The sequence below is a fragment of the Streptomyces sp. NPDC026417 genome (assembly GCF_055567695.1).
In genome coordinates this window covers 82,934-106,881 of sequence record NZ_JBVHPY010000004.1, presented here as the reverse complement: position 1 = coordinate 106,881, position 23,948 = coordinate 82,934, and the positions used below count along the sequence as shown (strand labels likewise).

Here is a 23,948-nt window from a genome sequence, read left to right as displayed (position 1 = left end):
GTTGATCGTGCTGGGCGCGGGGGGGGGGCCGCCGCCCTCCTGCGGGGGAACGAGCCCCCCCCCCCCCCCCCCGCACCCCGCCGCGCGCACCCGCGCCCCCCCCCCCCCCCCCCCCCCCCCCCCCCCCCCCCCTTCCGCGTGCCGCCCGGGAAAGCCCGCGTTGCCGCACGTCGGGGGGCGTTCCGGTGCCGCACGCGACCGATAGTCCGCAGCGATCAATAACGATCGTGTTTTCGATAACAGAACCCTTGACGAGCCGCTGACGGCGGAGCAAGACTCCCGTCCATCGGTCGGCATTGTCGAACACCTACCGGCAATAAGCGTTAGGGTGTGACGGTGCCAGCGGCCGAGCTCGCTCTCACTCCCCGAGAGCACGAACCACCGGAGGGACCCGGGGTTCGGCTTCCCCTGGACGAAGGACAAAGGAGTCGCGGGTGTCCAGCTCCGACATCTTCATCGGCGAGACCATCGGTACCGCCGTACTCATACTGCTCGGCGGCGGCGTCTGCGCCGCAGTGACGCTGAAGCGCTCGAAGGCTCTCAACGCCGGATGGCTCGCCATCACCTTCGGGTGGGGTTTCGCGGTCCTGACCGCGGCCTACCTGGCGGGCGGCGTCTCCGGCGCCCACCTCAACCCGGCGGTCACGATCGGCCTCGCCATCGAGGGCGGCACCGAGTGGAGCGACGTGCCGCTCTACCTCGGCTCCCAGCTGCTGGGCGCGGCGATCGGCGCCGTACTGGTGTGGATCACGTACTACGGGCAGTTCCAGGCCCACCTGACGGACCCGGAGATACTCGCGGCCCAGCCGGCCGAGGAGGCACTGGTCGACCAGAAGTCGGCGCCCGCGGCGGGACCCGTACTGGGCATCTTCTCCACCGGCCCCGAGATCCGGAACGTGGCGCAGAACCTGGCCACCGAGATCATCGCCACCGTCGTCCTGGTCCTGGCCATCCTGACCCAGGGCCTGAACGCCGACGGCAACGGCCTGGGCGTGCTCGGCGCCATGGTGACCTCGTTCGTCGTGGTCGGCATCGGCCTCTCGCTCGGCGGCCCGACCGGCTACGCGATCAACCCGGTCCGCGACCTCGGTCCGCGTATCGTGCACGCCCTGCTGCCGCTGCCGAACAAGGGCGGCTCGGACTGGGGCTACGCCTGGATACCCGTCGTCGGACCGCTGATCGGCGGCGCCATCGCGGGCGGCCTCTACAACATCGCCTTCAAGTGAGTCACCGGCCCGCCACCGCCGACCGCGGCCCGAGTACGACACCCGAGACCTCCTGGAGCACACCGTGACCGACGCACACACCGCCGGCCCCTTCATCGCCGCGATCGACCAGGGCACGACGTCGAGCCGCTGCATCGTCTTCGACCGGGACGGCCGCATCGTCTCCGTCGACCAGAAGGAGCACGAGCAGATCTTCCCGAAGCCGGGCTGGGTGGAGCACAACGCCACCGAGATCTGGACGAACGTCGAGGAGGTCGTCGCGGGAGCCATCGCGAAGGCCGGCATCACCCGCGACGACATCAAGGCCATCGGCATCACCAACCAGCGCGAGACGACGCTGCTGTGGGACAAGAACACCGGTGAGCCCGTCCACAACGCCCTCGTCTGGCAGGACACCCGCACCGACGCCCTCTGCAAGGAGCTCGGCCGCAACGTCGGGCAGGACCGCTTCCGCCGCGAGACCGGCCTGCCGCTGGCCTCCTACTTCGCCGGCCCGAAGGCCCGCTGGCTGCTGGACAACGTCGAGGGCCTGCGCGAGCGCGCCGAGGCCGGCGACATCCTCTTCGGCACCATGGACAGCTGGGTCATCTGGAACCTGACCGGCGGCGTCAACGGCGGCCGGCACGTCACCGACGTGACCAACGCCTCCCGCACCATGCTGATGAACCTGCACACCATGGAGTGGGACGCGAAGATCGCGGAGTCCATCGGTGTCCCGCTGGCGATGCTGCCCGAGATCCGCTCCTCCGCCGAGGTGTACGGCGAGATCACCGGCGGCAAGCTCGGCGACCTGCTCGGCGGTATCCCCGTCGCCTCCGCGCTCGGCGACCAGCAGGCGGCCCTCTTCGGCCAGACCTGTTTCTCCGAGGGCGAGGCCAAGTCCACGTACGGCACCGGCACCTTCATGCTGATGAACACCGGTGACAAGATCATCAACTCGTACAGCGGGCTGCTGACCACCGTGGGCTACCGCATCGGCGACCAGGACCCGGTCTACGCCCTGGAGGGCTCGATCGCCGTCACCGGTTCGCTGGTGCAGTGGATGCGCGACCAGATGGGCCTGATCAAGTCGGCCGCGGAGATCGAGACGCTCGCCTCCTCGGTCGAGGACAACGGCGGCGCGTACTTCGTCCCGGCCTTCTCCGGCCTGTTCGCCCCGTACTGGCGCCCCGACGCCCGCGGTGTGATCGCCGGCCTGACCCGCTACGTCACGAAGGCGCACATCGCGCGCGCCGTCCTCGAGGCCACCGCCTGGCAGACCCGTGAGATCAGCGACGCCATGACCAAGGACTCCGGCGTCGAGCTCGCGGCCCTCAAGGTCGACGGCGGCATGACCTCCAACAACCTGCTGATGCAGACCCTGGCCGACGTCCTGGACGCACCCGTGGTGCGCCCGATGGTCGCCGAGACCACCTGCCTTGGCGCCGCCTACGCCGCCGGTCTCGCCGTCGGCTTCTGGTCCAACACCGAGGACCTGCGCGCCAACTGGCGCCGGGCCGCGGAGTGGACCCCGAACATGGCCGCGGAGACCCGCGACCGCGAGTACAAGAGCTGGCTCAAGGCCGTGGAGCGGTCCATGGGCTGGCTCGACGATGGAAACACTGGCGAGGAGTAAGACCCGCATGAGTACCCAGACCACCCTGCAGTCCGTGCCTGCCCTCGGTACGCACCCGGCCTCCGGCTCCGCCCCGAGCCGCGCCGAGACCCGGGAGCAGCTCTCCAAGGCAACGTACGACCTTCTCGTCATCGGCGGCGGCATCCTGGGCATCTCGACCGCCTGGCACGCCGCGCAGTCCGGGCTGCGGGTGGCTCTGGTCGACGCCGGCGACTTCGCCGGCGCCACGTCCTCCGCCTCCTCCAAGCTCCTCCACGGCGGTCTGCGCTACCTGCAGACCGGCGCGGTGAAGCTGGTGGCGGAGAACCACTTCGAGCGCCGCGCGGTCTCCCGTCAGGTGGCTCCCCACCTGGCGAATCCGCTGACCTTCTACCTCCCCGTGTACAAGGGCGGCCCGCACGGCGCCGCGAAGCTCGGTGCGGGAGTGTTCGCGTACTCGGCGCTGTCCGCCTTCGGCGACGGCGTCGGGCACCTGCTCTCCCCCGCCAAGGCCCAGCAGGACGTCCCGGAACTGCGCACCGAGAACCTGAAGGCCGTGGCCGTGTACGGCGACGACCAGATGAACGACGCCCGCATGGCGCTGATGACGGTGCGCGCGGCCGTGGAGTCCGGCGCCGTCGTGCTCAACCACGCCGAGGTCACCGGTCTGCGCTTCACCCGGGGCCGGGTCACGGGCGCGGATCTGAAGGACCGCACCACCGGGGACGAGTTCGGTGTCGAGGCCCGCCTCGTGCTGAACGCCACCGGCCCCTGGGTCGATCACCTGCGCAGGATGGAGGACCCGGGCGCGGCGCCCTCCATCCGCCTGTCGAAGGGCGCGCACCTGGTCCTCAAGCGCACCTCCCCCTGGAAGGCCGCGCTCGCCACCCCGATCGACAAGTACCGGATCACCTTCGCCCTCCCGTGGGAGGACATGCTGCTGCTCGGCACGACCGACGAGGAGTACGAGGGCGACCCCGGCGAGGTCGCCGTCACCGAGCAGGACATATCCCAGATCCTGGACGAGGCGGCGTTCTCCGTCCGCGACCAGCAGCTCTCCCGTGACCTGATCACGTACTCCTTCGCCGGTCTCCGGGTGCTGCCCGGCGGCCCCGGCGACACGTCGAAGGCCAAGCGCGAGACGGTCGTCACGGAGGGCCGCGGCGGCATGCTGTCGGTCGCCGGCGGCAAGTGGACGACGTTCCGCCACATCGGCCGTACGGTCATGCAGAAGCTGGAGTCGCTGCCGGGCCGCCCGCTCGGCGAGGACTTCGAGCCGATCAGGGAGCTGCCGAAGAAGCTGCCGCTGCCGGGTGTCGCCAACCCGCGTGCCGTGGCGCACCGCCTCCTGGTCGACGGCCCGGCGCCCGGGCCGCGCATGGCGGCGGACACCGCCCGCCACCTGGCCACGCACTACGGCTCGCTGGCCTTCGACATCGCGCGCCTGGCGAACGAGAGCCCGGAGCTGGGCGAGCGCGTCCACCCGGACGCCCCGGAGATCCTGGCGCAGGTCGTCTACGCGCGGGACAACGAGTGGGCCGAGACGGCGGACGACGTGCTGCGCCGCCGTACGACGCTGACGATCCGCGGACTCGCCACGGACGAGGTCCGGGCCAAGGTGCAGGACCTGCTCGACAAGAAGTAGTCGGGCGGTGCGAGGGGCGGCTCCCACGGGGGGAGCCGCCCCTCTCGCATGTCCCGGCACCCTGCCACACCGCCTACACACTGCCGCAATGTCCCGGAGCGAGAGTGGGAGGCGGTCCCGCACCGCTCACGGAGGCGGGCCCGACGGACTCGGGAGACGGTCATGGGTTCACTGATTCTCGGCGTCGCGCTCGACGGCCGCGGCGCGCATCCGGCCGCAGCCGGCGGCCCGCCCACGACGGAGGAGTTCGTACGGCTGGTACGGCGCGCCGAGGCGGCGCTGCTGGACTTCGTGACCGTGGAGGACGGACCGGGCCGGCCCGACTCCGCCCTGCTGCTCGCCGTCGCGGCGCGGGAGACCTCGCGGATCGGCCTGGTGCCGCTGGGGCCGGCCCTGGGGCAGCCCGCCGCCTACGCGGCCCGCTACGCCACCCTCGACGTCCTCAGCGGCGGCCGGGCGGGCGTGCGGCCCCGGATCGCCGCGGACGACATCGAGCACGAGCGGATCCTCGCGATCCTCGGGACGCCCGAGGGCGACCGGCAGGTGGCCGAACTCTTCGACCGCGCGGCCGGGTTCCTGGAGCGGGTGGGCCTCGCCTGGGACGGGGCCGACCCGTCGGTGGCCGCACCGCAGGGCCGTCCGCCGCTGATCTCGCTCGCCCACGACACCGTCCCGTACCGCTTCGCCGCCCGCCGCAGCGACGTCGTGATCGTCACACCCGCCGACGCCGGTGTGCTGCGCGCGACCCGTGCCCGGATCGACCGGTTCGCCGCCGAGGAGGGCCGCACGCTCAAGGTCCTCGCCGATGTGAACGTGGTCCTCGGATCGACTCCGGCGGAGGCGGCCGAGCGGCTCACGGCGCTGGAGGAGGCGGCGGGCGAGCCGTTCGCGTCGGACGCGGCCGTGTTCCACGGGACCGCCCAGGGGCTCGCGGACCTGATCGAGGAGTGGCATCGCGAGGGCGGTGCCGACGGAGTCCGGATCCGTCCCGCCGTGCTCCCCGCCGACCTCGACGCACTCGTGGAGGGGGTGGTTCCCGAGCTGATCGGACGCGGACTCCTGCGTTCGGCCTACGAGACCCGCACCCTGCGCGGCCATCTCGGCCTCGCGGCCGCCGTCCCGGAGGGCGCCTCGTGAAGTTCCAGGTCCTGTCGATCATCGGTCACGCCCCGCATCCGCTGACCGGTGAACTCCCCGCCGCCGCCGACCGCCTGGCCCAGGTGGTCGAGGTCGGCACCGCGGCGGAGCGGCTCGGCTTCGACGCCTACGCGGTCGGCGAACGGCACGCCGGACCGTTCCTGTCCTCCGCCCCCACCGTCGTGCTGGGCGCGCTGGCCGCCCGTACGAGCCGCATCAGGCTGCTCACCGGCGTCACCGTGGTGGCCGTCCTCGATCCGGTGCGGGTCGCCGAGGACTACGCGACGCTCGACCAGCTCTCCCGCGGACGCGTCGAGCTGGTGATCGGCAAGGGGGCGGAGGCGGGGCACTTCGACCTCTTCGGGCTCGACGAGGACCGCCAGTGGGACCTCCAGAGGGAGAAGTACGAGCTGCTGCGCCGGCTGTGGCGCGAGGAGAACGTCGACTGGGAGGGCGAGTTCAGGCCGCCGCTGAAGGACGCGACCACCGTGCCGCGCCCCTACGACGGGCCGCCGCGCGTCTGGCACGGCTCGGCGACCTCCCTCAACTCCCCCGAACTCGCGGCCCGTCACGGCGATCCGCTGTTCACGGCCAACGCCGTGCAGCCGCGCGCCGCGTACGCCCGGCTCATCGAGCACTACCGGGAGCGGTTCGAGGCGTACGGGCACGATCCGGCGAACGCCCGGGTGGCGGCGGGCTCGGGGGGACTGCTCATCGCGGACACACCCGAACGGGCCGTCACCCGCTACCGGGACCTGTACGAGGCGAGGGTGCGGCAGTCCTTCCGGCCCCGGCTGGAGGGGCGGGCCGGGTACAACACACCGTTCCGCACGATCGAGGACGCGATCGCGGACGGGCCGCAGCTCATCGGGTCACCGCAGCAGATCATCGACAAGATCCTCGGCTACCACGAGGTGTACCGGCACGACCTGCAGTCGATCACCGTGGACGCCTTCGGACAGTCCACCGCCGAACAGACCGAGACGCTGCAGCGGTTCCAGGAGGAGATCGCGCCGGTCGTACGGCGCGAGGCGCCGAGCACGCTCTGGGAGCAGGACGGAGCGCGCCCCGTACCGGCCTGACACAGCGGAGGCGCCGCATCCTGGAGCCGGTCGCAACGGCACCGGCCGCCCCGCGCCTCGGCGAGGGACGGTTCGACGCGCTCGGCGCCCGGCCGGACGCGCCCACGCTCGGTGAACTCGTCGCCCGCGAGCCGGAGTTCCACCGAGCCGTCGCGCAGGGCTCCGGGAATGCGGTCCTGTGCCCCCCTGCCGGAGGGCGTCTCCGGGCCGGCCGCCCGGGCCCGCATCGGGCGCGGCCCGATCCGGGAGGACGCGGTCGCGCGCACCGCGCCAGAGCACCGGGGGATCCTTGCCGCCCCGCGCGACCTGGACGCCGAGGCGGCTCGGCCGTGGGCGACGGTGCGCCTCGCGAACGCGGAGTGCCGGCCGCGGTCGATGTGCTGATCCCCGGTCCCGGCCCGCGGCGCCACCCCGGCGCGGCTCGGATGACCGGCGGGTGTTCAGAGGCGGTGTTCGGGGCAGTGATCCGTTCACTCCCCCGTGCAAGGGGGCTGCGGAGGCGCCCCGCGCACGCCGTAAGGTTGGGACGTACGTGAGGGCACGTCGGAAGGAGGCGCTGGGTGATCGAGCTCGAGGGGGTTCCCGAGCTGGTCGACCCGGTCATGGTGGCCGCGTTCGAAGGCTGGAACGACGCCGGCGACGCCGCTTCCACCGCGGTCGCGCATCTCGACAGGGAGTGGAAGGGCGAGGTGTTCGCGGCGCTCGACGCCGAGGACTACTACGACTTCCAGGTCAACCGTCCCACGGTGTGGCTGGACGGCGGCGTTCGCAAGATCACCTGGCCGACGACGCGGCTGTCCGTGGTCCGGGTCGGCGGCGAGAAGCCGCGCGACCTGGTGCTGGTCCGGGGGATCGAGCCCTCGATGCGCTGGCGCTCGTTCTGCAACGAGCTGCTGGGCTTCGCGCACGAGCTGGGCGTGGAGCTGGTGGTGATCCTGGGCGCCCTGCTCGGCGACACTCCGCACACCCGTCCGGTTCCGGTCAGCGGCGTCACGTCCGACGCGGACCTGGCCCGCACGATGGACCTGGAGGAGACCAAGTACGAGGGTCCGACGGGCATCGTGGGCATCCTCCAGGAGGCGTGCACGCACGCGGGCGTCCCGGCGGTGTCGCTGTGGGCGGCGGTCCCGCACTACGTGTCGCAGCCCCCCAACCCGAAGGCGACCCTGGCCCTCCTCAACCGTCTCGAGGACCTCATCGACCTGCGCATCCCGCTGGGCGACCTGGCCGAGGACGCGCGGGCCTGGCAGCTGGGCGTGGACCAGCTGGCGGCCGAGGACAGCGAGGTCGCCGAATACGTGCAGACGCTGGAGGAGGCCCGGGACACCGCCGAGCTGCCCGAGGCGTCGGGTGAGGCGATCGCCCGCGAGTTCGAACGGTATCTGCGGCGCCGGGACGGCGGCGGTCCGGCACAGGCCGGGGGCCACGCCACGGAGAGCGGCGAGTCCGCGTCGTATCTGCGCGACACCCCCGGCAGCCGGGGCCGGCCGAAGCCGCAGCGGCCGGACACCGGGGCCGAGACCGGCTCCGGGGCGGAGCGGGAGGCCGGGGCGGAGGCGGGTGGCGCCGGCTCGGAGGGCGAGCCGGGTCCGTCGAGCCCCACCGGACCCTCGGGCTCCTCCGGCTCTCCGGACGGGCGAGGCTCCAAGGGCTCTTCGGACGCGAAGGGCGCCGAGGGTTCACCGGGCTCCGCCGACCCTTCCGACCCCTCCGAGGACTGACCCGGCCGGGGCGGCGCGCCCTGCGCACCGCCCCGGCCTTCGCCGTGCCGCCACCACGGCCGCAGCACGCGAAACTCCGCGTCGGGCACCGGCCCGCAGTCCGGGGATCACGTCGTTCTCGAAGGCGCCGCCGACGGTTCCCGCCTCCTCGGCCGCGCCGCGCCGGGCACCGCTCGTGCGCGCCTCTCGCCCGTCCCCGCCCAACAGGAAGTGCCTGCGGTGCCGGCCGGGTCTCCGGCTCGTCATGGGGTGACCCTCGCCCGGGCCCCTGCCGAGGACGCCGCTGCGCAGCCTTTGGCCGGTTTGCTGCGTGACATCTCTTTCCGGACGGATTGCACAGGGTTCCCCATTCAACTTGTGCCTAAACCGAGTTGGCGAAATCGGGGTGGACGAGTCGCTCCGGCCGTGCCAGGTTGTGCCCCGAAGGCGCGGCTCGGCAACGGGACTTGGCGCCGCGTCCGGCCGGGCGGGCACCCGCACGGACCGAAGGGAGCGGTACGCGATGACCGACCAGGTACAGCAGACGCAGGGCCCGGGAGCGTCCGGGCCGGGACCCGACGGAACGGGATTCACCTACCGGGGCTCCGAACAGGAGCTGATCGTCGTCGCACGCCCCGAGGCCCGGTTGCGGGCCGGCACCGAGGGCGTCCGCTCGGCGGCGGGGGCCGACGTGTCGGCGCTCGACATGTTCCTCGGTGACGAACAGCTCGCCCTGGAACCGCTGTTCGGCAGCGAGGACCGGCTCCGGCAGTCCGCTGCCGCGGGGACGGAGGACACCCTCGACCTCGCGCTCTTCTACCGGGTCCGCGGCGTCGGGAGCCGTGCGCAGGAACTGCGTTCCCGGATCGCCGCGTTGCCCGGAATCGACACGGCCTATGTGAAGCCCGGTGCCGTACCCGCCTCGGTGGGCTCGGTGGGGCAGAGCGCCGACGAAAGCCGGCGGCTGAAGGAGGGTGCGCCGGCGACGCCCGACTTCAGCAGCCGCCAGGGCTATCTGCGTCCGGCGCCCGAGGGGATCGACGCCCACTGGGCCTGGCAGCGGCCGGGCGGCACGGGGCGGGGGGTGACCGTGGTCGACGTGGAGGGCGCCTGGCAGCTCGGCCACGAGGACCTGGCCGCGAAGCTCGCCGGTGTCGTCGTCGGCACCCCGCTCGCCGACCTCGCCTGGCGCAACCACGGCACCGCGGTGATCGGCGTGATCGGCGGCGACCGCAATCAGCGCGGCATCACCGGGATCGCCCCGGACGCCTTGACCGCCGCCGCGTCCTTCCAGGGCATGGGCACCGCGTCCGCGATCCACGCGGCGGCCGACCGGCTGGGTCCGGGCGACATCGTCCTGGTCGAACTCCACCGTCCGGGACCCCGGTTCGACTACGAACTGCGGGACGACCAGCAGGGGTTCGTCGCGATCGAGTGGTGGCCCGACGACTGCGCCGCGATCCGCCACGCCACCGCCAGGGGCGTCATCGTGGTGGAGGCCGCGGGCAACGGGGGCGAGTCGCTCGACGACGCGGTGTACGAGCGACGCCCCGACGGGTTCCCGGCCTCCTGGCGCAACCCGTTCAACCCCGCCCATCCGTCCTCGGGCGCGATCCTGGTCGGCGCGGGGGCTCCGCCGCCCGGCACCCACGGCCGGGACCACGGCCCGGACCGCTCACGTCTGGCGTTCTCCAACTACGGGGCGCGTGTGGACGCGCAGGGCTGGGGGCGCGAGGTCACGACCAGCGGCGGCTCCTGGGACCGGCCGGGCGACCTGCAGGGCGGCGCCGAGGAGATCGCCTGGTACACGGACACGTTCTCCGGGACCTCGGCCGCCTCTCCGCTGGTGGTCGGCGCGCTGGCCTCGCTGCAGGGCATGCTCAGGGCGGCGGGGCGGCACCCGATGTCACCGGAGCGCGCCCGCTCGGTGCTGCGGGCCACGGGCTCCCCGCAGCAGGACGCACCGGGCCGGCCCGTGTCCCAGCGGATCGGCAACCGGCCGGACATCAGGGCGGCGGTCACCCGGCTGCTGCCGGAGGCGATCGGCTCGGGCCGGGCCGAACGGTACTGGGACGAGTTGCTGCCGTACCCGCGCGAACTACCGCCGAGGCTCCGGCTGTTCGTGGCCGGCGACTGGCGCAACCTGAACCACCCGTCCCCCGACATCCGGCAGGCGGTGCACTCCGCCTTCGCAGGGGGACGTCCGGACGTCCGCGTCTGGTTCTCGGACGACGAGGTCGTCGGTCTGGTCATCACCGGCTGAGGACCGGGCCGTCCCGTACCACCGCCGGATCGCAGGCACCGACCGGCGGACCACGATCACCGCTCCACCCGAGGGAAGGTGGCACCCGCATGAGCACCACCCCGCAGATCGACCGGATGAACTCCACGGACCCGATGAACCCCCTCCAGCAGATGGACCGAACGGGCAGGCAGCCGCAGCAGGCGTACGGCGAGCAGCGGCAGCAGTCGTACGGGGAGCAGCCGCAGCAGTTCGACCAGGGCCGGCCGGGGCAGTCGCAGCCGTTCGGACAGCTGCCGTACTCCGGACAGCAGGGCCACATCGGTCAGCAGCAGGGCGGGCCGGGTCAGGAAGAAGAGCAGGGGCCCGGCACCGCTCCCCCGGGGCCCTCCGGATCCCAGCAGAGCGGGCAGCACGGCCGGCACATGGGCCGGACGCAGCCCTTCGGGCAGCAGTACGGCCTGCAGCAGGTCCCCCCGCAGCTTCAGCAGCAGATCCAGCAGCTCGCCCAGCAGCCGCCGTACGAGCAACTGCTCCAGCAGCTCGGGCAGGCCGCCGGCATGGTCCGCAACAGCACCGCCACGCAGTACTGGGACGTGGTCCAGCCGCTCCCGGGCCGGCCGCCGATCCTGTACCTGCTCGTCGACGACGCCTGGCGTCAGCTGCTCGACCCGAGCCAGGCCGTCCGCGACGCGGTGCAGCGCGCCTTCGCCTTCGGACACCGTGTCCTGGGCTTCTACGACGACCGGAACCCGGGCTTCCTCCAGGCGATCGTCGTCACCCGGTGAGGCTGGACACCGCATGAGCCACGCGGGCTGATCACCCGGCCGGTGCCGGGCGGAGACCCCTCCGCCCGGCACCGTGGTGCGTGGGACGACCGCGCGGGGCCGCCGAGGGCTACAGCGCGACGCCGAGCAGCGCGTCCACGGCACGCGAGACGACGCCGGGCGCGCCCTCGTCCGTACCGCCCCGCTCGTGCTGCACCGCGGCCCAGCGGTCGACCGCGGCGAGCGCGGCCGGCGCGTCCAGGTCCTCGGCGAGGGCGGCGCGGATCTCCTCGACGAGGGCGTCGGCGGACGGGCCGTCGGGCCGCGACACCGCCGCGCGCCAGTCGGCCAGCCGTGCGACCGCCTCTTCGAGGACGGCGTCCGTCCACTCCCAGTCCGCCCGGTAGTGGTGGGCGAGCAGCGCGAGCCGGATGGCGACCGGGTCGACGCCGTCCCGCCGCAGCTTGGAGACGAAGACCAGGTTGCCCTTGGACTTCGACATCTTCTCGCCGTTCAGCGCGACCATGCCCGCATGGACGTACGCCTTGGCCATCGGGAACTCGCCGGTGAGCACCTGGGCGTGGGAGGCGCCCATCTCGTGGTGCGGGAAGGCGAGGTCGGATCCGCCGCCCTGGACGTCGAAACCCATGCCCAGGTGGTCGAGGGCGATGGCCACGCACTCGATGTGCCAGCCGGGGCGGCCGCGGCCCAGCGAGCCGCCGTCCCAGCTCGGCTCGCCCTCGCGGGCCGCCATCCAGAGCATCGGGTCGAGCGGGTTCTTCTTGCCCGGCCGGTCGGGGTCGCCGCCCCGTTCGGCGGACAGCAGGCGCATCGCCGCGGCGTCCAGGCCGGACACCTGCCCGAAGTGCGGGTCGGACTCGACGGAGAAGTAGACGTCGCCCTCGAGCTCGTACGCGGCACCGGCGTCGCGCAGCCGCTCGACGAGCGGGACGATGCCCGGTATCGCCTCGACGGCACCGATGTAGTGCTGCGGCGGGAGCATCCGCAGGGCGGTCATGTCCTCGCGGAAGAGGGCGGTCTCCTGTTCGGCGAGTCCCACCCAGTCGACGCCGTCGCGCTCCGCACGCTCCAGGAGCGGATCGTCGACGTCGGTCACGTTCTGGACGTAATGAACCTGCCGCTTGGTGTCGAGCCACACGCGCTGCACGAGGTCGAACGCGTTGTAGGTCGCCGCGTGTCCCATGTGGGTCGCGTCGTACGGCGTGATGCCGCACACGTAGATTCGGGCGACGGGACCGGGGTCGAGGGTGACGAGCCCACCGGTCGCAGTGTCGTGGATCCGGAGGTCGCGGCCCTCACCGGGCAGGGCGGGGACCTCAGAAGCGGGCCAGGCATACATGCCTTGAGCCTAACCGGACGGATGTTCCGTATACGAACCGGATCAGGCCCGGTGGCCGGAAGGACGGTCTTGCCGCGCACGCGTCGGGCGTGCAGGTGCGCGCCGGGCCCCGGGAGCCGCCCGGCGCACCGCGTCACCGGGCCGCGCGGCCCGAGGCGCCCGGCACCGTCACACCGGGGGCCAGGGGATCGCCGGCCACTCCCCGCTCGGCTCCGGATGCCTTCCCGAGGCGAGCAGGGCGTCGACACGCGCGCGCGTGGCGTCGATCTCGGCGGCCGTGACGAGTTCCGCCAGCCGGGTGGCCAGCGGGGCCCCGGGCGCCAGGGAACCGCGCAGCGACGTGAGCGCCTCGACCGCCTCGGCAGTGAGCGGCTCGCCCGCCCAGCCCCACAGCAGCGTCCGCAGCTTGTTCTCGGCGTTGAAGGTGACTCCGTGGTCGATGCCGTAGAGCCGGCCCTCGCCCGCGGGCAGCAGGTGCCCGCCCTTGCGGTCCGCGTTGTTGATCACCGCGTCGAGCACGGCGAGCCGGCGCAGCCGCTCGTCGTCGGCGTGCACGAGCAGCGCCGTCCGCCCCTCACCCACGTCGGCGAAGCCGATGGCCTTCCAGCCCGCCTCCGGCTCCTCGCCGTCCACCAGGGCGAGCAGCTCGGACCCGGACTCGCCCTCGATCCACAGCTGGCACATGCCCTGGCCGTACGGACCGTCCCGCAGCACGGTGGGCGGCACGAGTCCCCAGCCGGTCGCCTCGGAGACCTCGTACGCCGCGACCTCGCGCTGTGCCAGCGTCCCGTCGGGGAAGTCCCACAGGGGCCGCTCCCCGGCGACCGGCTTGTACACGCAGAACGCCTCCTGCCCGTCGTGGGAGACGGAGCAGTACAGCACCGCGTTCGAGGCCTCTCGGATCTGTCCGCGCACGGTCAGCTCGCCCCGGGCGAGCAGCTCGGTCGTGGTCACGCTCCGCGGCGGTATCCGTTCTGGCGCGGACATACGTGTCCTTCCGGGTCGAGCGGGAGGCTGCAGAGCGGGCAGGGCGGCCGGCCCGCGTTGACGACGTCGAGGGCGCGCTTGGCGAAGGCTCGGGCCTGCGCCCCGGTGAGCCGGACCCGGAGCATCGGCGGGCCGTTCTCCTCGTCCTGCAGGAGCCGTTCCTCGGCCTCGGCGAGGTCCTCCTCGGAGTCGGCGTCCAGCTCCACCAGGGCCTGCGCCTCGACGATCATGCGTTGCTCGTCGCCGTCCCAGGCCAGCGCCATGGTGCCGACCCGGAACTCCTCCTCGACGGGGGTGTCCAGCGGAGCGGTGTCGGAGACCTCGGTGGGGGCCATGGCGGGGACCGGTGCGCTGCCCCCGGTCCGCCGTACGACCTCGTCGAGCAGCTCTTCCATCCGCTCGGCGAGTGCGGCCACCTGGGTCTTCTCCAGCGCCACGCTGGTCACCCGGGGTCCTGAGGTGGCCTGCAGGAAGAAGGTACGGCGCCCGGGCAGCCCGACCGTACCGGCCACGAAGCGGTCCGGGGGGTCGTAGAGGAACACCTGACGGGACACGTCCTGTCTCCATTGGAATCTGCATCGGGACCGGTCGGCTGGATCAGCCGTCGGGTCCGCATCGGTTGCTGACAACTACTGCGCTGCTTCGACCGCTTCACCCTACTGCGGTCGACGATCACGGTGCGCCCGCACCGCCCCCGACCGGGGCGTCGCCGCCCGCGGCCTCCTCGCGCGGCGCGAGGGAGGCGAAGTCCCCGGTGTCGCCGAGCCGCACGAGAAACGGCCGCAGCCGGGTGTAACGGATCGCGGTGATGGAACACGGTTCCACAGAGATCCGCTGGAAGAGGTCGAGATGAAGTCCGAGTGCATCCGCGACAAGGGACTTGATGATGTCGCCGTGCGAGCACATGAGGTAGACGGCGTCGCCGCCGTGGTCGCGCTCCACGCGCGCGTTCCACTCGCGCACCGCCTCGGCGGCCCGCGTCTGCATGGCGCGCATGGATTCGCCGCCGGGGAACGCCGCCGCGGAGGGGTGCGCCTGCACGACCTCCATCAGCGGTTCGTCCTTCAGCTCGGCGAGCTTGCGGCCGGACCAGTCGCCGTAGTGGCACTCCCCGATGCGGTCGTCGGTGTGCAGGCGCAGACCGGGACGCGCGTCGAGCAGCGGGCGGACGGTCTCCTGGCAGCGCTGGAGCGGGCTGGCGACGACCTCGGCGAGGGGCAGACCGGCGAGTCGGTCCGGCAGCGCGGCGGCCTGTGCGCCGCCGCGTTCGTCGAGGGCGACGCCGGGCGTCCAGCCGGCGAGCAGTCCCGCGGTGTTGGCGGTGGAACGTCCGTGCCGGACGAGGATCAGGGTGGGCATGCGGCCCAGCCTAGGCGGGGGCCGGTGTGTCACCCGGTCCGGAGGGCGGGAGAATACGTTCTGTGATCGTCGACTGCGCCATCTACCGCGAGGGACGCCGGAGCCAGGGCCCGGACGATCTCTCGGACGCCCTGGACCAGGCCCGTGCCCAGGACGACACGTTTCTCTGGATCGGCCTGCACGAGCCGACCGCGGAGGAGTTCGAACACGTCACCCACGAGTTCGGGCTGCACCCGCTGGCGGTCGAGGACGCTCTGAAGGCGCATCAGCGCCCCAAGATCGAGGTGTACGACGACTCGGTCTTCATGGTCCTGAAGCCGGTGGTGTACGAACCGGACAGCGACGCGGTCTCCTCGGGCGAACTGATGATCTTCCTCGGCGACTCCTTCGTGGTCACCGTGCGGCACGGTGAGGGCTCGCCGCTCGGCGAGGTGCGGCAGCGTCTGGAGAAGGACCCGGAGATGCTCCGGCACGGTCCCACGTCGGTGCTGTACGCGATCGCCGACGCCACGGTGGACCACTACCTGGACGTCGCGACCGAGCTGCAGACCGACCTGGAGGAGCTGGAGGCGGAGGTCTTCTCGCCCACCGGCGGGGGGTCGCGCCACACGGCGTCCCGCATCTACACCTTCAAGCGCCAGATCCTGGAGTTCCGCCGGGCGACGGGTCCGCTGGCGGTGCCGATGACCCGGCTCGCGGGCACGGGTTCGTTCAGTACGGGGCTGCCCTTCGTGGCGGACGAGACGCAGCCCTTCTTCCGGGACGTGAGCGACCACCTCACGCGCGTGAACGAGTCGGTGGAGGGACTGGACCGGCTGGTGTCCGACATCCTCTCGGCGCATCTCGCGCAGATGAGTGTCCGGCAGAACGACGACATGCGGAAGATCTCCGCGTGGGCCGCCATGGCCGCGATCCCGACGATGATCGCGGGGATCTACGGCATGAACTTCGACCACATGCCCGAGCTGCACTGGGTGTGGTCGTACCCCGCCGTGATCGTGGTGATGGTGGTCCTGGAACTAGGGCTGTACCGGCTGTTCAAGCGGCGGGGCTGGCTGTAGCGGCGGACTTCGGTCGGCCGGGTTCAGGCGAACTCGGGTGCCGGCGAAGGGGGCCCGTTCAACGCGCCCCGCCGTTCGGGCATGGTCAGCGAGACCATGCGCCGCCAGCCCGCCAGCCGCTCGTAGGCGTACACGGCGTGGATGCCCGCGGCCAGCGTCGCCGACTTGGCCTTCGACCAGCCCAGGATGCGCCCCATGTGGCTCATCACGGCCAGGCTGACGTCGCGGTAGACGCGGATCTCGGCGAGCGCGCACGCGCGGAGCGTGCGCTGGATGGCGCGGCCGTGTCCGGCGTACGCGAAGCGCAGCAGTTCCTCGTGGCAGTAGGCGAGGTGGTTGTCCTCGTCGTGCGAGATCATCCGGACCGCGCGCCCGATGTCGGGGTCGTCGGAGAAATGCTTGCGCAGCAGCTCCATCTGCTCGGAGGCGCGCTGTTCGGTGACCCTGCTGTGCGCGAGATAGGTGACGATGTCCTGGACGGTCAGGGGGCGGTCGTCCTTGAGCTTCTCGTGCGCGAGACCGATGCCGTGGCGCTCCAGCAGCATCGTGTAGTCGGTGTCGGGCGGGACCTCCACGGGCTGCAGGCCGCGCTTCTTCATGAGGGCGTTGAAGATCCGCCCGTGCTTGTCCTCGTCGGCACCGTGCCGGGCGATCCGGGGCGCGAGCTCGCGTTCGCCCGGTGGCACGAGCGCGGCGATGCGGGCGTTCTCCCAGCCTCCCTGCGCCTCGCCGCTGGCGGCGATGGAGCAGAAGAGCCGGAACGATTCGTCGTTGTCGAGAATTTCCTGGAACAGACTCCTGGCCGAAAGCATCTCAACCCACCTCTCTGCGGGACTCCGCAGAGAACGAGTCAAATGCCGCGAGAGGGACGCGGCAACACCTGCGCCGGACAACTCGGCCGAACGAAGGACGACACGGCCGGTCCAGGGGCGTAACCGAAGAGGCGGCTGACGCGTTGTTCCCCGTGACGGCCGTGGCGGGGAAGACCCCCGAGCCCCCACCACGGCCGCAGAACTTCTCCCGGGCGCTCCGCTCCCGCCGTGCTAGGCGAGACCGGCCCGCTCCAGGGCGTCGGTGCCGGCCCGCAGCGAGGCGATCCGCTCCTCCAGCGTGAAGCCCGCGGGCGCCAGGGTGAGCGTGGTGACCCCGGCCGCCGCATAGGCCTGCATCCGGTCCGCGATGCGGTCCACGGACCCCAGCAGCGTCGTCCGGTCGATCAGCTCGTGCGGTACGGCGGCGGCGGCGCCCGCCTTGTCGCCGGACAGGTACGCGTCCTGGATCTCGGCGGCCTCCTTCTCGTACCCCATCCGCCGGGCGAGCTGGTTGTAGAAGTTCTGCTTGCGGCTGCCCATGCCGCCGACGTAGAGCGCGGTGTACGGGCGGAACATGTCGGCGAGGGCCGCCACGTCCTTGTCGTCGCCGAGCGCGAGCGGGAGCGTCGGGCAGACGTCGAAGCCCTCCATCGTCTTCCCGGCCTTCTCACGGCCGGCCCGCAGATGGCTGACCGCGGTGTCCTCCAGGTGCTCGGCCGACGGGAAGATCAGCAGGGCGCCGTCGGCGATCTCACCGGTCTGTTCGAGGTTCTTGGGGCCGATCGCCGCGATGTAGAGCGGGATGTGCTCGCGCTCCGGGTGCACGGTCAGCTTGATCGGCTTGCCCGGGCCGTCCGGCAGCGGGAGCGTCCAGTGCTCGCCCTCGTAGGACAGGCGCTCGCGGGTCATCGCCCGGCGGACGATCTCCACGTACTCGCGGGTGCGGGCGAGCGGCTTGTCGAACTTGACGCCGTACCAGCCTTCGGACACCTGCGGCCCGGAGACGCCGAGCCCGAGGCGGAAACGGCCGCCGGACAGCGAGTCGAGGGTCGCCGCCGTCATCGCCGTCATCGCGGGCTGGCGGGCGGGGATCTGGAAGATGGCCGAGCCCACGTCGATGCGCTCGGTCTGGGCGGCCACCCAGCTGAGCACCGTGGCCGCGTCGGAGCCGTAGGCCTCGGCGGCCCAGCAGACGGCGTATCCCAGTCGGTCGGCCTCCTGGGCGACGGCGAGATTGTCCGCGTCCATTCCGGCGCCCCAGTAGCCGAGGTTGATCCCGAGCTGCATGGCCGTTTCCCCTTACCGATCAGTAACGTCCCTTGTGCCGGAGACACTAGCGCGCGGGTGGGCACGGTGGCAGGGACGGGCCCGCGCCCGCGTGATCCGGGTTGTCCACAGGGCCTCCGCACACCGAGTTCCGGCCAGTAATCTCCACGTCCATGGAGCAGAGGCATCTCGGCCGTACCGGCCTTCGCGTGTCCCGGATCGGGCTCGGCACCCTCACCTGGGGCCGGGACACCGACGAGCACGACGCCGCGGACCTGTTGAAGGCCTTCTGGGAGGCCGGCGGGACCCTCGTCGACACGGCCGACGTGTACGGGGACGGGGAGTCGGAGTATCTGCTCGGCCGCCTCATGGAGGGCCTGGTCCCCCGCCGGGATCTGGTCATCTCGACGAAGGCGGGGAGCGTGCCGGACCCGGACCGGCGCTTCGACGGCTCACGCGGACACCTGCTCGCCGCGCTGGACGCCTCCCTGGAGCGCCTCGGCACCGGTTACGTCGACGTGTGGCACGTGCACGCCTACGACCCCATGACCCCGCTGGAGGAGACCCTGCAGGCACTGGACCTGGCGGTCAGCAGTGGTCGCGCCCGGTACGCCGGGGTGTCCAACTTCTGCGGCTGGCAGCTGGCCAAGGCCGCGACGTGGCAGCTCGCGGTGCCCGGGACCCGGACCCGGCTGGCCAGTACGCAGCTGGAGTACTCCCTGCTGCAGCGCGGCGTGGAGCGCGAGGTGCTGCCCGCCGCCCTCGACCTGGGCGTGGGTCTGCTGCCCTCCTCGCCCCTCGGCCGCGGCGTCCTCACCGGCAAGTACCGCCACGGCACCCCCGCCGACTCCCGGGGCGGCACGGAATACCTCGCCCCGTTCGTCGCCCCGTATCTCGACGACGCCGCGGGGCGCATCGTGGACGCCGTGGCGACCGCCGCCGACGGGCTCGCCGTGACGCCGCTCCAGGTGGCCCTCGCCTGGGTCCGCGACCGCCCGGGCGTCACCGCGCCCGTCATAGGCGCGCGCAACGCGCAGCAGCTCACGGAGGCGTTGTCAGTGGAGAGCCTTAGTCTTCCTGACGAGATCTGCCGGGCGCTCGACGACGTGTCGGCACCGGTGCACCACTATCCCGATCACGACTGGAGCACGCTGTGAGCACGGAGCCCGAGACCACGGAGGAAGCCGAGCCGGGGGCCCCGGGCGCCGGGGACGGCCCGGTGGCCTCGAGCGGACAGCCGGGCGCCGGGGAGGAAGCGGACGTCGCGGCCGGGGCGTCCGCCGACGCCGCCGACGCCGGGCCGTCCGAGGACGCCGGGAGTGCGGAGGGCGCCGGAAGCTCCGACGACGCCGGAAGCTCTGAGGACGCCGGGAGTGCCGAGGGCGCCGCGGAGGGCGGCACGGCTTCCGAGGGGTCCGGGGACGGCGGCACGGCCGCCGGCGGCGAGACCGGTGACCAGGCCGCCGCGGCGGAGCTGTCCGAGGCGGAGGCCGAGCTGGCGGCCCAGCGCGAGCTGCGGGAGCGGATCGAGCGGCGCAAGGCCGAGAAGCAGGGGCCGATCCCGGCCGGGACCAAGCTCAGCGGGACGGCCGCCGACCTGCTCGCGGCCGTCCGCGCGGTGGAGAGCGGCGAGAAGCCCGTGGCCACGGCGTTCCGCGAGCCGGAGCCCACGCCCCGCCGGTCGGCACCCGAACCGGCGCGGCGCTCGCAGCCGGTGGCCCCGGTCGCCGGCGCGCCCCCGGCGGAGACGGTCGATGCCGTGCGGGCCGTCCTGGCCGGGGGCGGGGCACCCGAAGCGCTCGCACCGCAGGCCGCCGCCGCCCTGGGCGAGAGCGCGGCGGAGCAGCTGCGGGAGGACCCCTGGCAGTTGCTGCGGATCGCCGGTGTGCGGCCCGAGCAGGCCGACGGCTTCGCGCGGGCGCTGCTCGGCGCGGAGTGCGGCCCCGACGACGAGCGGCGCGGCCGGGCGGTCACGGTGTGGTTGCTGGAGCAGGCCGCCCTCGCCGGGCACACCGCGCTGGAGGCGTCCGTCCTGACCGCCGCGCTCGCCCAGCGGGCGGTGCCCGATCCGGACGCCGCCGTGCAGAGCACCATCGCGGAGGGTGAGGCCCTGGTCTTCCAGGACGCCCTCGACGCGGCGGCCGCTCCGGCGCGGGAGCCGGCCGCGGACGCGGCCGAGGAGGAGGGCCGGGAGGCCGAGGAGCGCCCGGTCCGCGTCCTCATCGGCCTGGAGCGGTACGCGCTCGCCGAGGAGAGCCTCGCCGACGGTCTCGCCCGCGTGGTCAACGCACTGCCCAAGGACCCGTCGCCCGGCTGGGAACCGGCCGCCGCTGCCGCGTCCCGTTCCGCCGCCGAGCTGATCCGTGCCGTCGCAGGACACGGGCTCGTGCTGCACACGGGCGGCGAGGCCTCTCGCGCGGAACCGGCGGAGCTGGTCGCGGCCGCCCGGTCGCTCGGGCTCCGCGCCTGGGCCGCCGCGCACACGACGGACGGCCGCGACCGCTTCGCGTCGTCCCTCACCCCGGCGGAGGGCGACACCGCCGATGGCGTCGCCACCGTCGCCGGACTGCTCTCCGGCGCCGAGGGACCGGGCCGGGACGGTGACGGCGCGCTGGCCCTCGACGTGCTGGTGCTCCTCGACGCCCCCCAGCTCGACGTCGAGGCGGCGGCCGTGCTCGTCGAGTCGCTGCCCGACGGTGCGCGACTGGTGCTCAGCGGGGACCCCGGCGTGCTGTGGTCGGCGGGGCCCGGACGGGTCTTCGGCGATCTGCTGGCCGCCAGGGTCTGTCCCCAGGTCGCCTCGCGGACGCCGGACCCCGGCCCCCTCGGGGAGCTCGTCTCGGGGATCGGCATCGGAGAGCTGAACCAGGTCGAGGCGCCCGGCAAGGAGGTCGTGATCGTCCCGGTGCGGGACGCCGGGGAGGCGGTGCACCGGACCGTGCAGCTCGTCGCGGACTCGGTGCCCCGGGCCATCGGCGTTCCGCCCGAGCAGACCCAGGTGATCACGCCGGGCCACGGCGGCGCGGCCGGCACCCGCGCGCTGAACACCGCGCTCAAGGAGCGGCTCAATCCCGGTCCCGGCCGCTTCGGCGGCTTCGACCCCGGTGACCGGGTCGTCCACTCCCCCGCCCCGGGCCGTGCCGTGCCCGGGCACGTGGTGAAGGCCGACGCCGAAGGGCTGCACCTGGAGTGCTCCGGCGCCCCCGTCGTCGTACCGAAGGAGCGGGTCGAGCAGTCGGTGCGGCACGCCTGGGCGCTGACCGCGCACCAGGCGGTGGGGCACCGCTGGCCGGCCGCGGTCGTGGTGCTGCCGGGCGACGCCGGGGCGTCCCTCACCCGCCCCTGGGTGTACACCGCCTTCGGCCGGGCGGCCCGCCACCTCTCCGTCGTGCACGGCGTCGAGGGAGCCCTGCCGCGTGCGGTGGCGGAGGTCCCGCAGAAGCCGCGCACCACGCGCCTGCCGGCCCTGCTCAAGGCGCAGGTGCCGTCCGCCGGATGACCCGCCCCCCGGGCGACCCGGACGACGAAGTGGCGGCCACCGGTGATCCGGTGACCGCCACCCGGTACGTCAGCCGCTCGGCGAGACCTCTCCGCCCCGACTCGCCCCGTAATCCGAGCCGTCAGCGGTCGGCGTCGAGCGGCTCCAGGTCCTCGTCGTCGTCCAGGACACCGTCCGGCCCGGGGACGATGCCGCGGCGCAGATCGTCGTCGAGGTCGTCGTCGGCCTCGTCGTCGAAGACGGCGCTGACGTCGAAGCGGCAGACGATGCGCTCGGCGTCGGCCTGCTCGAAGGGCGCGTCCAGCCATTCACCCGCTTCGGCGGGCTCGTCCGCGGCGGTCACCCACAGCGTGGAGTCGCCCTCCTCCAGGCCGAACTCCTTGTGCCGGGACGCGATCTCGTCCGGTTCGAACTCGCCGAACAGCAGGCCGAGGGCTCCGTGGACCGTGCCGGAGGCGGTGGCCTCCACCCCCGCGTCCTCCTCCACGGCCTCGATGCGACGGGCCTGCGCCAGCAGCCGCTGAGGCTCCACCACCGAGTAGTCCCGGCGGATCAGCACGCTCAGCGCGTTCGGCTCCTCGGGGCCGGTGTACGGCGGGAGCTCGTCGTCCGTACCGGGGATCTCGAACGGCGTGACCTCGTCGTAACGGTCGTAGAGCAGCTCGTCGTACTCCTCCGCGGCCGCGGCGAGCTCGTTGAACGCCTCGTACACGGCCGGGTCGTCCTCACCCGTCCTGCGCTCGACCGCGGCCAGGTGGCGGTCGAGGGCGGTCTTGACCGCCTCGGCGGCGGCACGTACCTCGGCAGCGGTGGGCTGCGCAGCATCAGACATAGTGCAGACGCTATCCGTACACGGCCGCTGCCCGCACAATAGATGCGATGCCGGAATACGAATTTGTCGACGTGTACGTGCCGCGCGGGGTGTCCCGCAAGGAAGCCACACGTCTGCTGACGGACCATGCGGAGTACGGACACTGGGAGTTGGACCGCCTGAGCCTGCACGCCGACGGCAGCCGCAGAGTGCGGTTGCGCCGACGGATCATCCGCCAGGTACGCGCCACGTGGTGAGCCAAGGCGGCTGAGACGGAGCGGGGCCGCTACTGCGGGCCCGCTCCGTTCTCCCCCTCTCTGGGGCATTTTGTGATGCCCTGACCCGGAATGTCCGGGCCCTACGCCGCCGAGCGTGCCCTGCGGTAGAGGAACGCGCCCCCGAGCAGCGCGCCCGCGCCCGCCGGCACCAGGAGGCCCATGGGCAGGTCGCTGCCGGTGTGGGCGAGCTGCTCGCCCCCCTGGGCGGAGCTGTCCGACCGCGTCCCGGCCGCGCTGACCTGCGAGGCGCCGGCCCGGTCCGCGCCGCCCGACCCGGACGTCGCGCCCGGGCGGCCGTGCTGCCCCGTCCCCGCGGGGTGACCCGGCCCGTCCTGGTGCGAGCCTCCCGGGTGCCCGGATCCGCCCGGGTGGTTGCGGTCGCCGGGGTGTCCCGGCCGGCCCGGGTGGTTGCGGTCGCCCGGGTGCCCCGGGTGGTGGGGGCGGCCGTGGTCCGCGCCGGGGCCGGAGTGGTCGCCGCCTCCGTTGCCGCACGCGTTGCCCGCCGCCGGGTTGCCGACGCCGCCCACGTTCACGCTGTTGCCGCAGACGTTGACCGGCGCGTCGACCGGAACCTGGACGTGGTTGCCCGAGCCGACGCCCGGCGAGCCGCCGGTGTGCCCCCCGGCGTGCGCGCCGCCGCCCGAGTGCGAGCCGCCGCCGTACCCCCCGGAGGATCCGCGGCCGCCGTGGTTGGCGCACGTGTTGCCCATCGCCGGGTTCAGCAGCCCGACGACGTTCACGGTGTTGCCGCAGACGTTGACCGGCGCGTGCACCGGCGCCTGCACGGTGTTGCCCGACAGCACACCGGGCGAGTTGGTGCCGGCGCCGTGCGCCCCCGAGTCGGCGTGTGCGTAACCGCCCGCGGCGGCGAGTACACCGGTCGCGGCCGCCATCGTCATCAGGCCCTTGCGGGTGACCTGTCGCATTGCTGTTTCCTGCCTTCGACTGTGCCTGGGACCTTGCGGAAGGTGTCCGCGCGACGGACGCGCGGACACGGAAAGCCCGGTCGGGGGGGAGGGGGGGGGGGGGGGTGGTGGTGGGGGGGGGGGGGGGGAAGAACCCCGAAAAAAAGGAGCAAGCGACCCCTGTGGGGCGGGGGTTTGCCGAGAGGGGTTGTAACGA

20 protein-coding genes are annotated in these 23,948 nt (G+C 73.1%); 12 read left to right on the top strand and 8 right to left on the bottom strand.

The genetic code is table 11. The features are described from left to right. The first annotated feature begins 434 nt into the window (after positions 1-434). The 8 genes from ACZ4NT_RS08120 to ACZ4NT_RS08085 all read left to right on the top strand — a co-directional run bounded on the left by ACZ4NT_RS08120 (position 435) and on the right by ACZ4NT_RS08085 (position 11,414). Entirely contained in the window at positions 435-1,226 is a 792-nt protein-coding gene (locus ACZ4NT_RS08120; RefSeq protein WP_121404153.1) for an MIP/aquaporin family protein, read from the top strand. A 64-nt stretch (positions 1,227-1,290) separates the two neighbouring features. Further along, positions 1,291-2,841, top strand: coding sequence for a glycerol kinase GlpK (gene glpK / locus ACZ4NT_RS08115; protein WP_121404152.1), 1,551 nt, complete (start codon positions 1,291-1,293; stop codon positions 2,839-2,841). 7 nt (positions 2,842-2,848) lie between these two features. Continuing rightward, positions 2,849-4,465 (top strand): glycerol-3-phosphate dehydrogenase/oxidase, encoded by a 1,617-nt coding sequence (locus ACZ4NT_RS08110; protein ID WP_467724273.1) that lies wholly within the window; start codon positions 2,849-2,851, stop codon positions 4,463-4,465. A gap of 162 nt (positions 4,466-4,627) precedes the next feature. Then, positions 4,628-5,602: an LLM class flavin-dependent oxidoreductase gene (locus ACZ4NT_RS08105; protein ID WP_467724272.1), complete on the top strand. Its 975-nt coding sequence runs from the start codon at positions 4,628-4,630 to the stop codon at positions 5,600-5,602. After that, positions 5,599-6,684 carry an LLM class flavin-dependent oxidoreductase gene (locus tag ACZ4NT_RS08100; protein ID WP_467724270.1) on the top strand — a complete coding sequence of 362 codons (1,086 nt, stop codon included), beginning with the start codon at positions 5,599-5,601 and terminating at the stop codon, positions 6,682-6,684. The genes ACZ4NT_RS08105 and ACZ4NT_RS08100 overlap by 4 nt, the downstream gene beginning before the upstream one ends. A gap of 560 nt (positions 6,685-7,244) precedes the next feature. Next, positions 7,245-8,405: a PAC2 family protein gene (locus tag ACZ4NT_RS08095; RefSeq protein WP_121404143.1), complete on the top strand. Its 1,161-nt coding sequence runs from the start codon at positions 7,245-7,247 to the stop codon at positions 8,403-8,405. Between the two features lie 502 nt (positions 8,406-8,907). After that, a complete protein-coding gene (locus tag ACZ4NT_RS08090; RefSeq protein ID WP_467724268.1) occupies positions 8,908-10,647 on the top strand; it encodes a S8 family peptidase in 1,740 nt (579 codons plus the stop codon). An 89-nt stretch (positions 10,648-10,736) separates the two neighbouring features. Continuing rightward, on the top strand, positions 10,737-11,414 hold the full coding sequence (locus tag ACZ4NT_RS08085) for a hypothetical protein (RefSeq protein ID WP_467724266.1): 678 nt from the start codon (positions 10,737-10,739) through the stop codon (positions 11,412-11,414). A gap of 109 nt (positions 11,415-11,523) precedes the next feature. Here the strand turns inward: ACZ4NT_RS08085 and mshC are convergent, their stop codons facing one another. From mshC to ACZ4NT_RS08065, 4 genes are all read right to left on the bottom strand, one after another. After that, positions 11,524-12,753, bottom strand: coding sequence for a cysteine--1-D-myo-inosityl 2-amino-2-deoxy-alpha-D-glucopyranoside ligase (gene mshC / locus ACZ4NT_RS08080; protein ID WP_121404139.1), 1,230 nt, complete (start codon positions 12,751-12,753; stop codon positions 11,524-11,526). A gap of 168 nt (positions 12,754-12,921) precedes the next feature. Further along, the gene (locus tag ACZ4NT_RS08075; protein ID WP_467724264.1) at positions 12,922-13,740 is read right to left on the bottom strand and encodes an SCO1664 family protein; all 819 of its coding nucleotides are present in this window, start codon (positions 13,738-13,740) and stop codon (positions 12,922-12,924) included. Continuing rightward, on the bottom strand, positions 13,704-14,294 hold the full coding sequence (locus ACZ4NT_RS08070; protein ID WP_121404135.1) for a DUF3090 domain-containing protein: 591 nt from the start codon (positions 14,292-14,294) through the stop codon (positions 13,704-13,706). Before ACZ4NT_RS08070 ends, ACZ4NT_RS08075 begins: the two co-directional genes overlap by 37 nt. 118 nt (positions 14,295-14,412) lie before the next feature. After that, positions 14,413-15,099 (bottom strand): histidine phosphatase family protein, encoded by a 687-nt coding sequence (locus tag ACZ4NT_RS08065; protein ID WP_121404133.1) that lies wholly within the window; start codon positions 15,097-15,099, stop codon positions 14,413-14,415. Between the two features lie 62 nt (positions 15,100-15,161). Here ACZ4NT_RS08065 and corA point away from each other — a divergent pair, with 62 nt between their 5' ends. After that, on the top strand, positions 15,162-16,160 hold the full coding sequence (gene corA / locus ACZ4NT_RS08060) for a magnesium/cobalt transporter CorA (protein WP_183116895.1): 999 nt from the start codon (positions 15,162-15,164) through the stop codon (positions 16,158-16,160). Between the two features lie 23 nt (positions 16,161-16,183). On the opposite strand, the gene ACZ4NT_RS08055 is transcribed toward corA, so the two are convergent. Beyond that, complete coding sequence (locus tag ACZ4NT_RS08055) at positions 16,184-16,972, bottom strand: ferritin-like domain-containing protein (RefSeq protein WP_121404132.1); 789 nt, start codon at positions 16,970-16,972, stop codon at positions 16,184-16,186. Positions 16,973-17,203: 231 nt separating this feature from the next. After that, positions 17,204-18,259 (bottom strand): LLM class F420-dependent oxidoreductase, encoded by a 1,056-nt coding sequence (locus tag ACZ4NT_RS08050; protein ID WP_121404130.1) that lies wholly within the window; start codon positions 18,257-18,259, stop codon positions 17,204-17,206. Between the two features lie 152 nt (positions 18,260-18,411). Here ACZ4NT_RS08050 and ACZ4NT_RS08045 point away from each other — a divergent pair, with 152 nt between their 5' ends. Next, positions 18,412-19,395 carry an aldo/keto reductase gene (locus ACZ4NT_RS08045; RefSeq protein ID WP_467724260.1) on the top strand — a complete coding sequence of 328 codons (984 nt, stop codon included), beginning with the start codon at positions 18,412-18,414 and terminating at the stop codon, positions 19,393-19,395. Next, complete coding sequence (locus ACZ4NT_RS08040) at positions 19,392-21,737, top strand: helix-hairpin-helix domain-containing protein (protein ID WP_467724258.1); 2,346 nt, start codon at positions 19,392-19,394, stop codon at positions 21,735-21,737. The genes ACZ4NT_RS08045 and ACZ4NT_RS08040 overlap by 4 nt, the downstream gene beginning before the upstream one ends. Positions 21,738-21,858: 121 nt before the next feature. Here the strand turns inward: ACZ4NT_RS08040 and ACZ4NT_RS08035 are convergent, their stop codons facing one another. After that, the gene (locus ACZ4NT_RS08035; RefSeq protein ID WP_121404125.1) at positions 21,859-22,569 is read right to left on the bottom strand and encodes a hypothetical protein; all 711 of its coding nucleotides are present in this window, start codon (positions 22,567-22,569) and stop codon (positions 21,859-21,861) included. A 47-nt stretch (positions 22,570-22,616) separates the two neighbouring features. On the opposite strand from ACZ4NT_RS08035, the gene ACZ4NT_RS08030 reads away from it, so the two are divergent. Beyond that, positions 22,617-22,805, top strand: a complete 189-nt coding sequence (locus tag ACZ4NT_RS08030; protein ID WP_016641768.1) for a DUF5703 family protein — start codon at positions 22,617-22,619, stop codon at positions 22,803-22,805. 101 nt (positions 22,806-22,906) lie between these two features. Here the strand turns inward: ACZ4NT_RS08030 and ACZ4NT_RS08025 are convergent, their stop codons facing one another. Beyond that, positions 22,907-23,752 carry a chaplin gene (locus ACZ4NT_RS08025; protein WP_467724255.1) on the bottom strand — a complete coding sequence of 282 codons (846 nt, stop codon included), beginning with the start codon at positions 23,750-23,752 and terminating at the stop codon, positions 22,907-22,909. Positions 23,753-23,948: the final 196 nt, after the last annotated feature.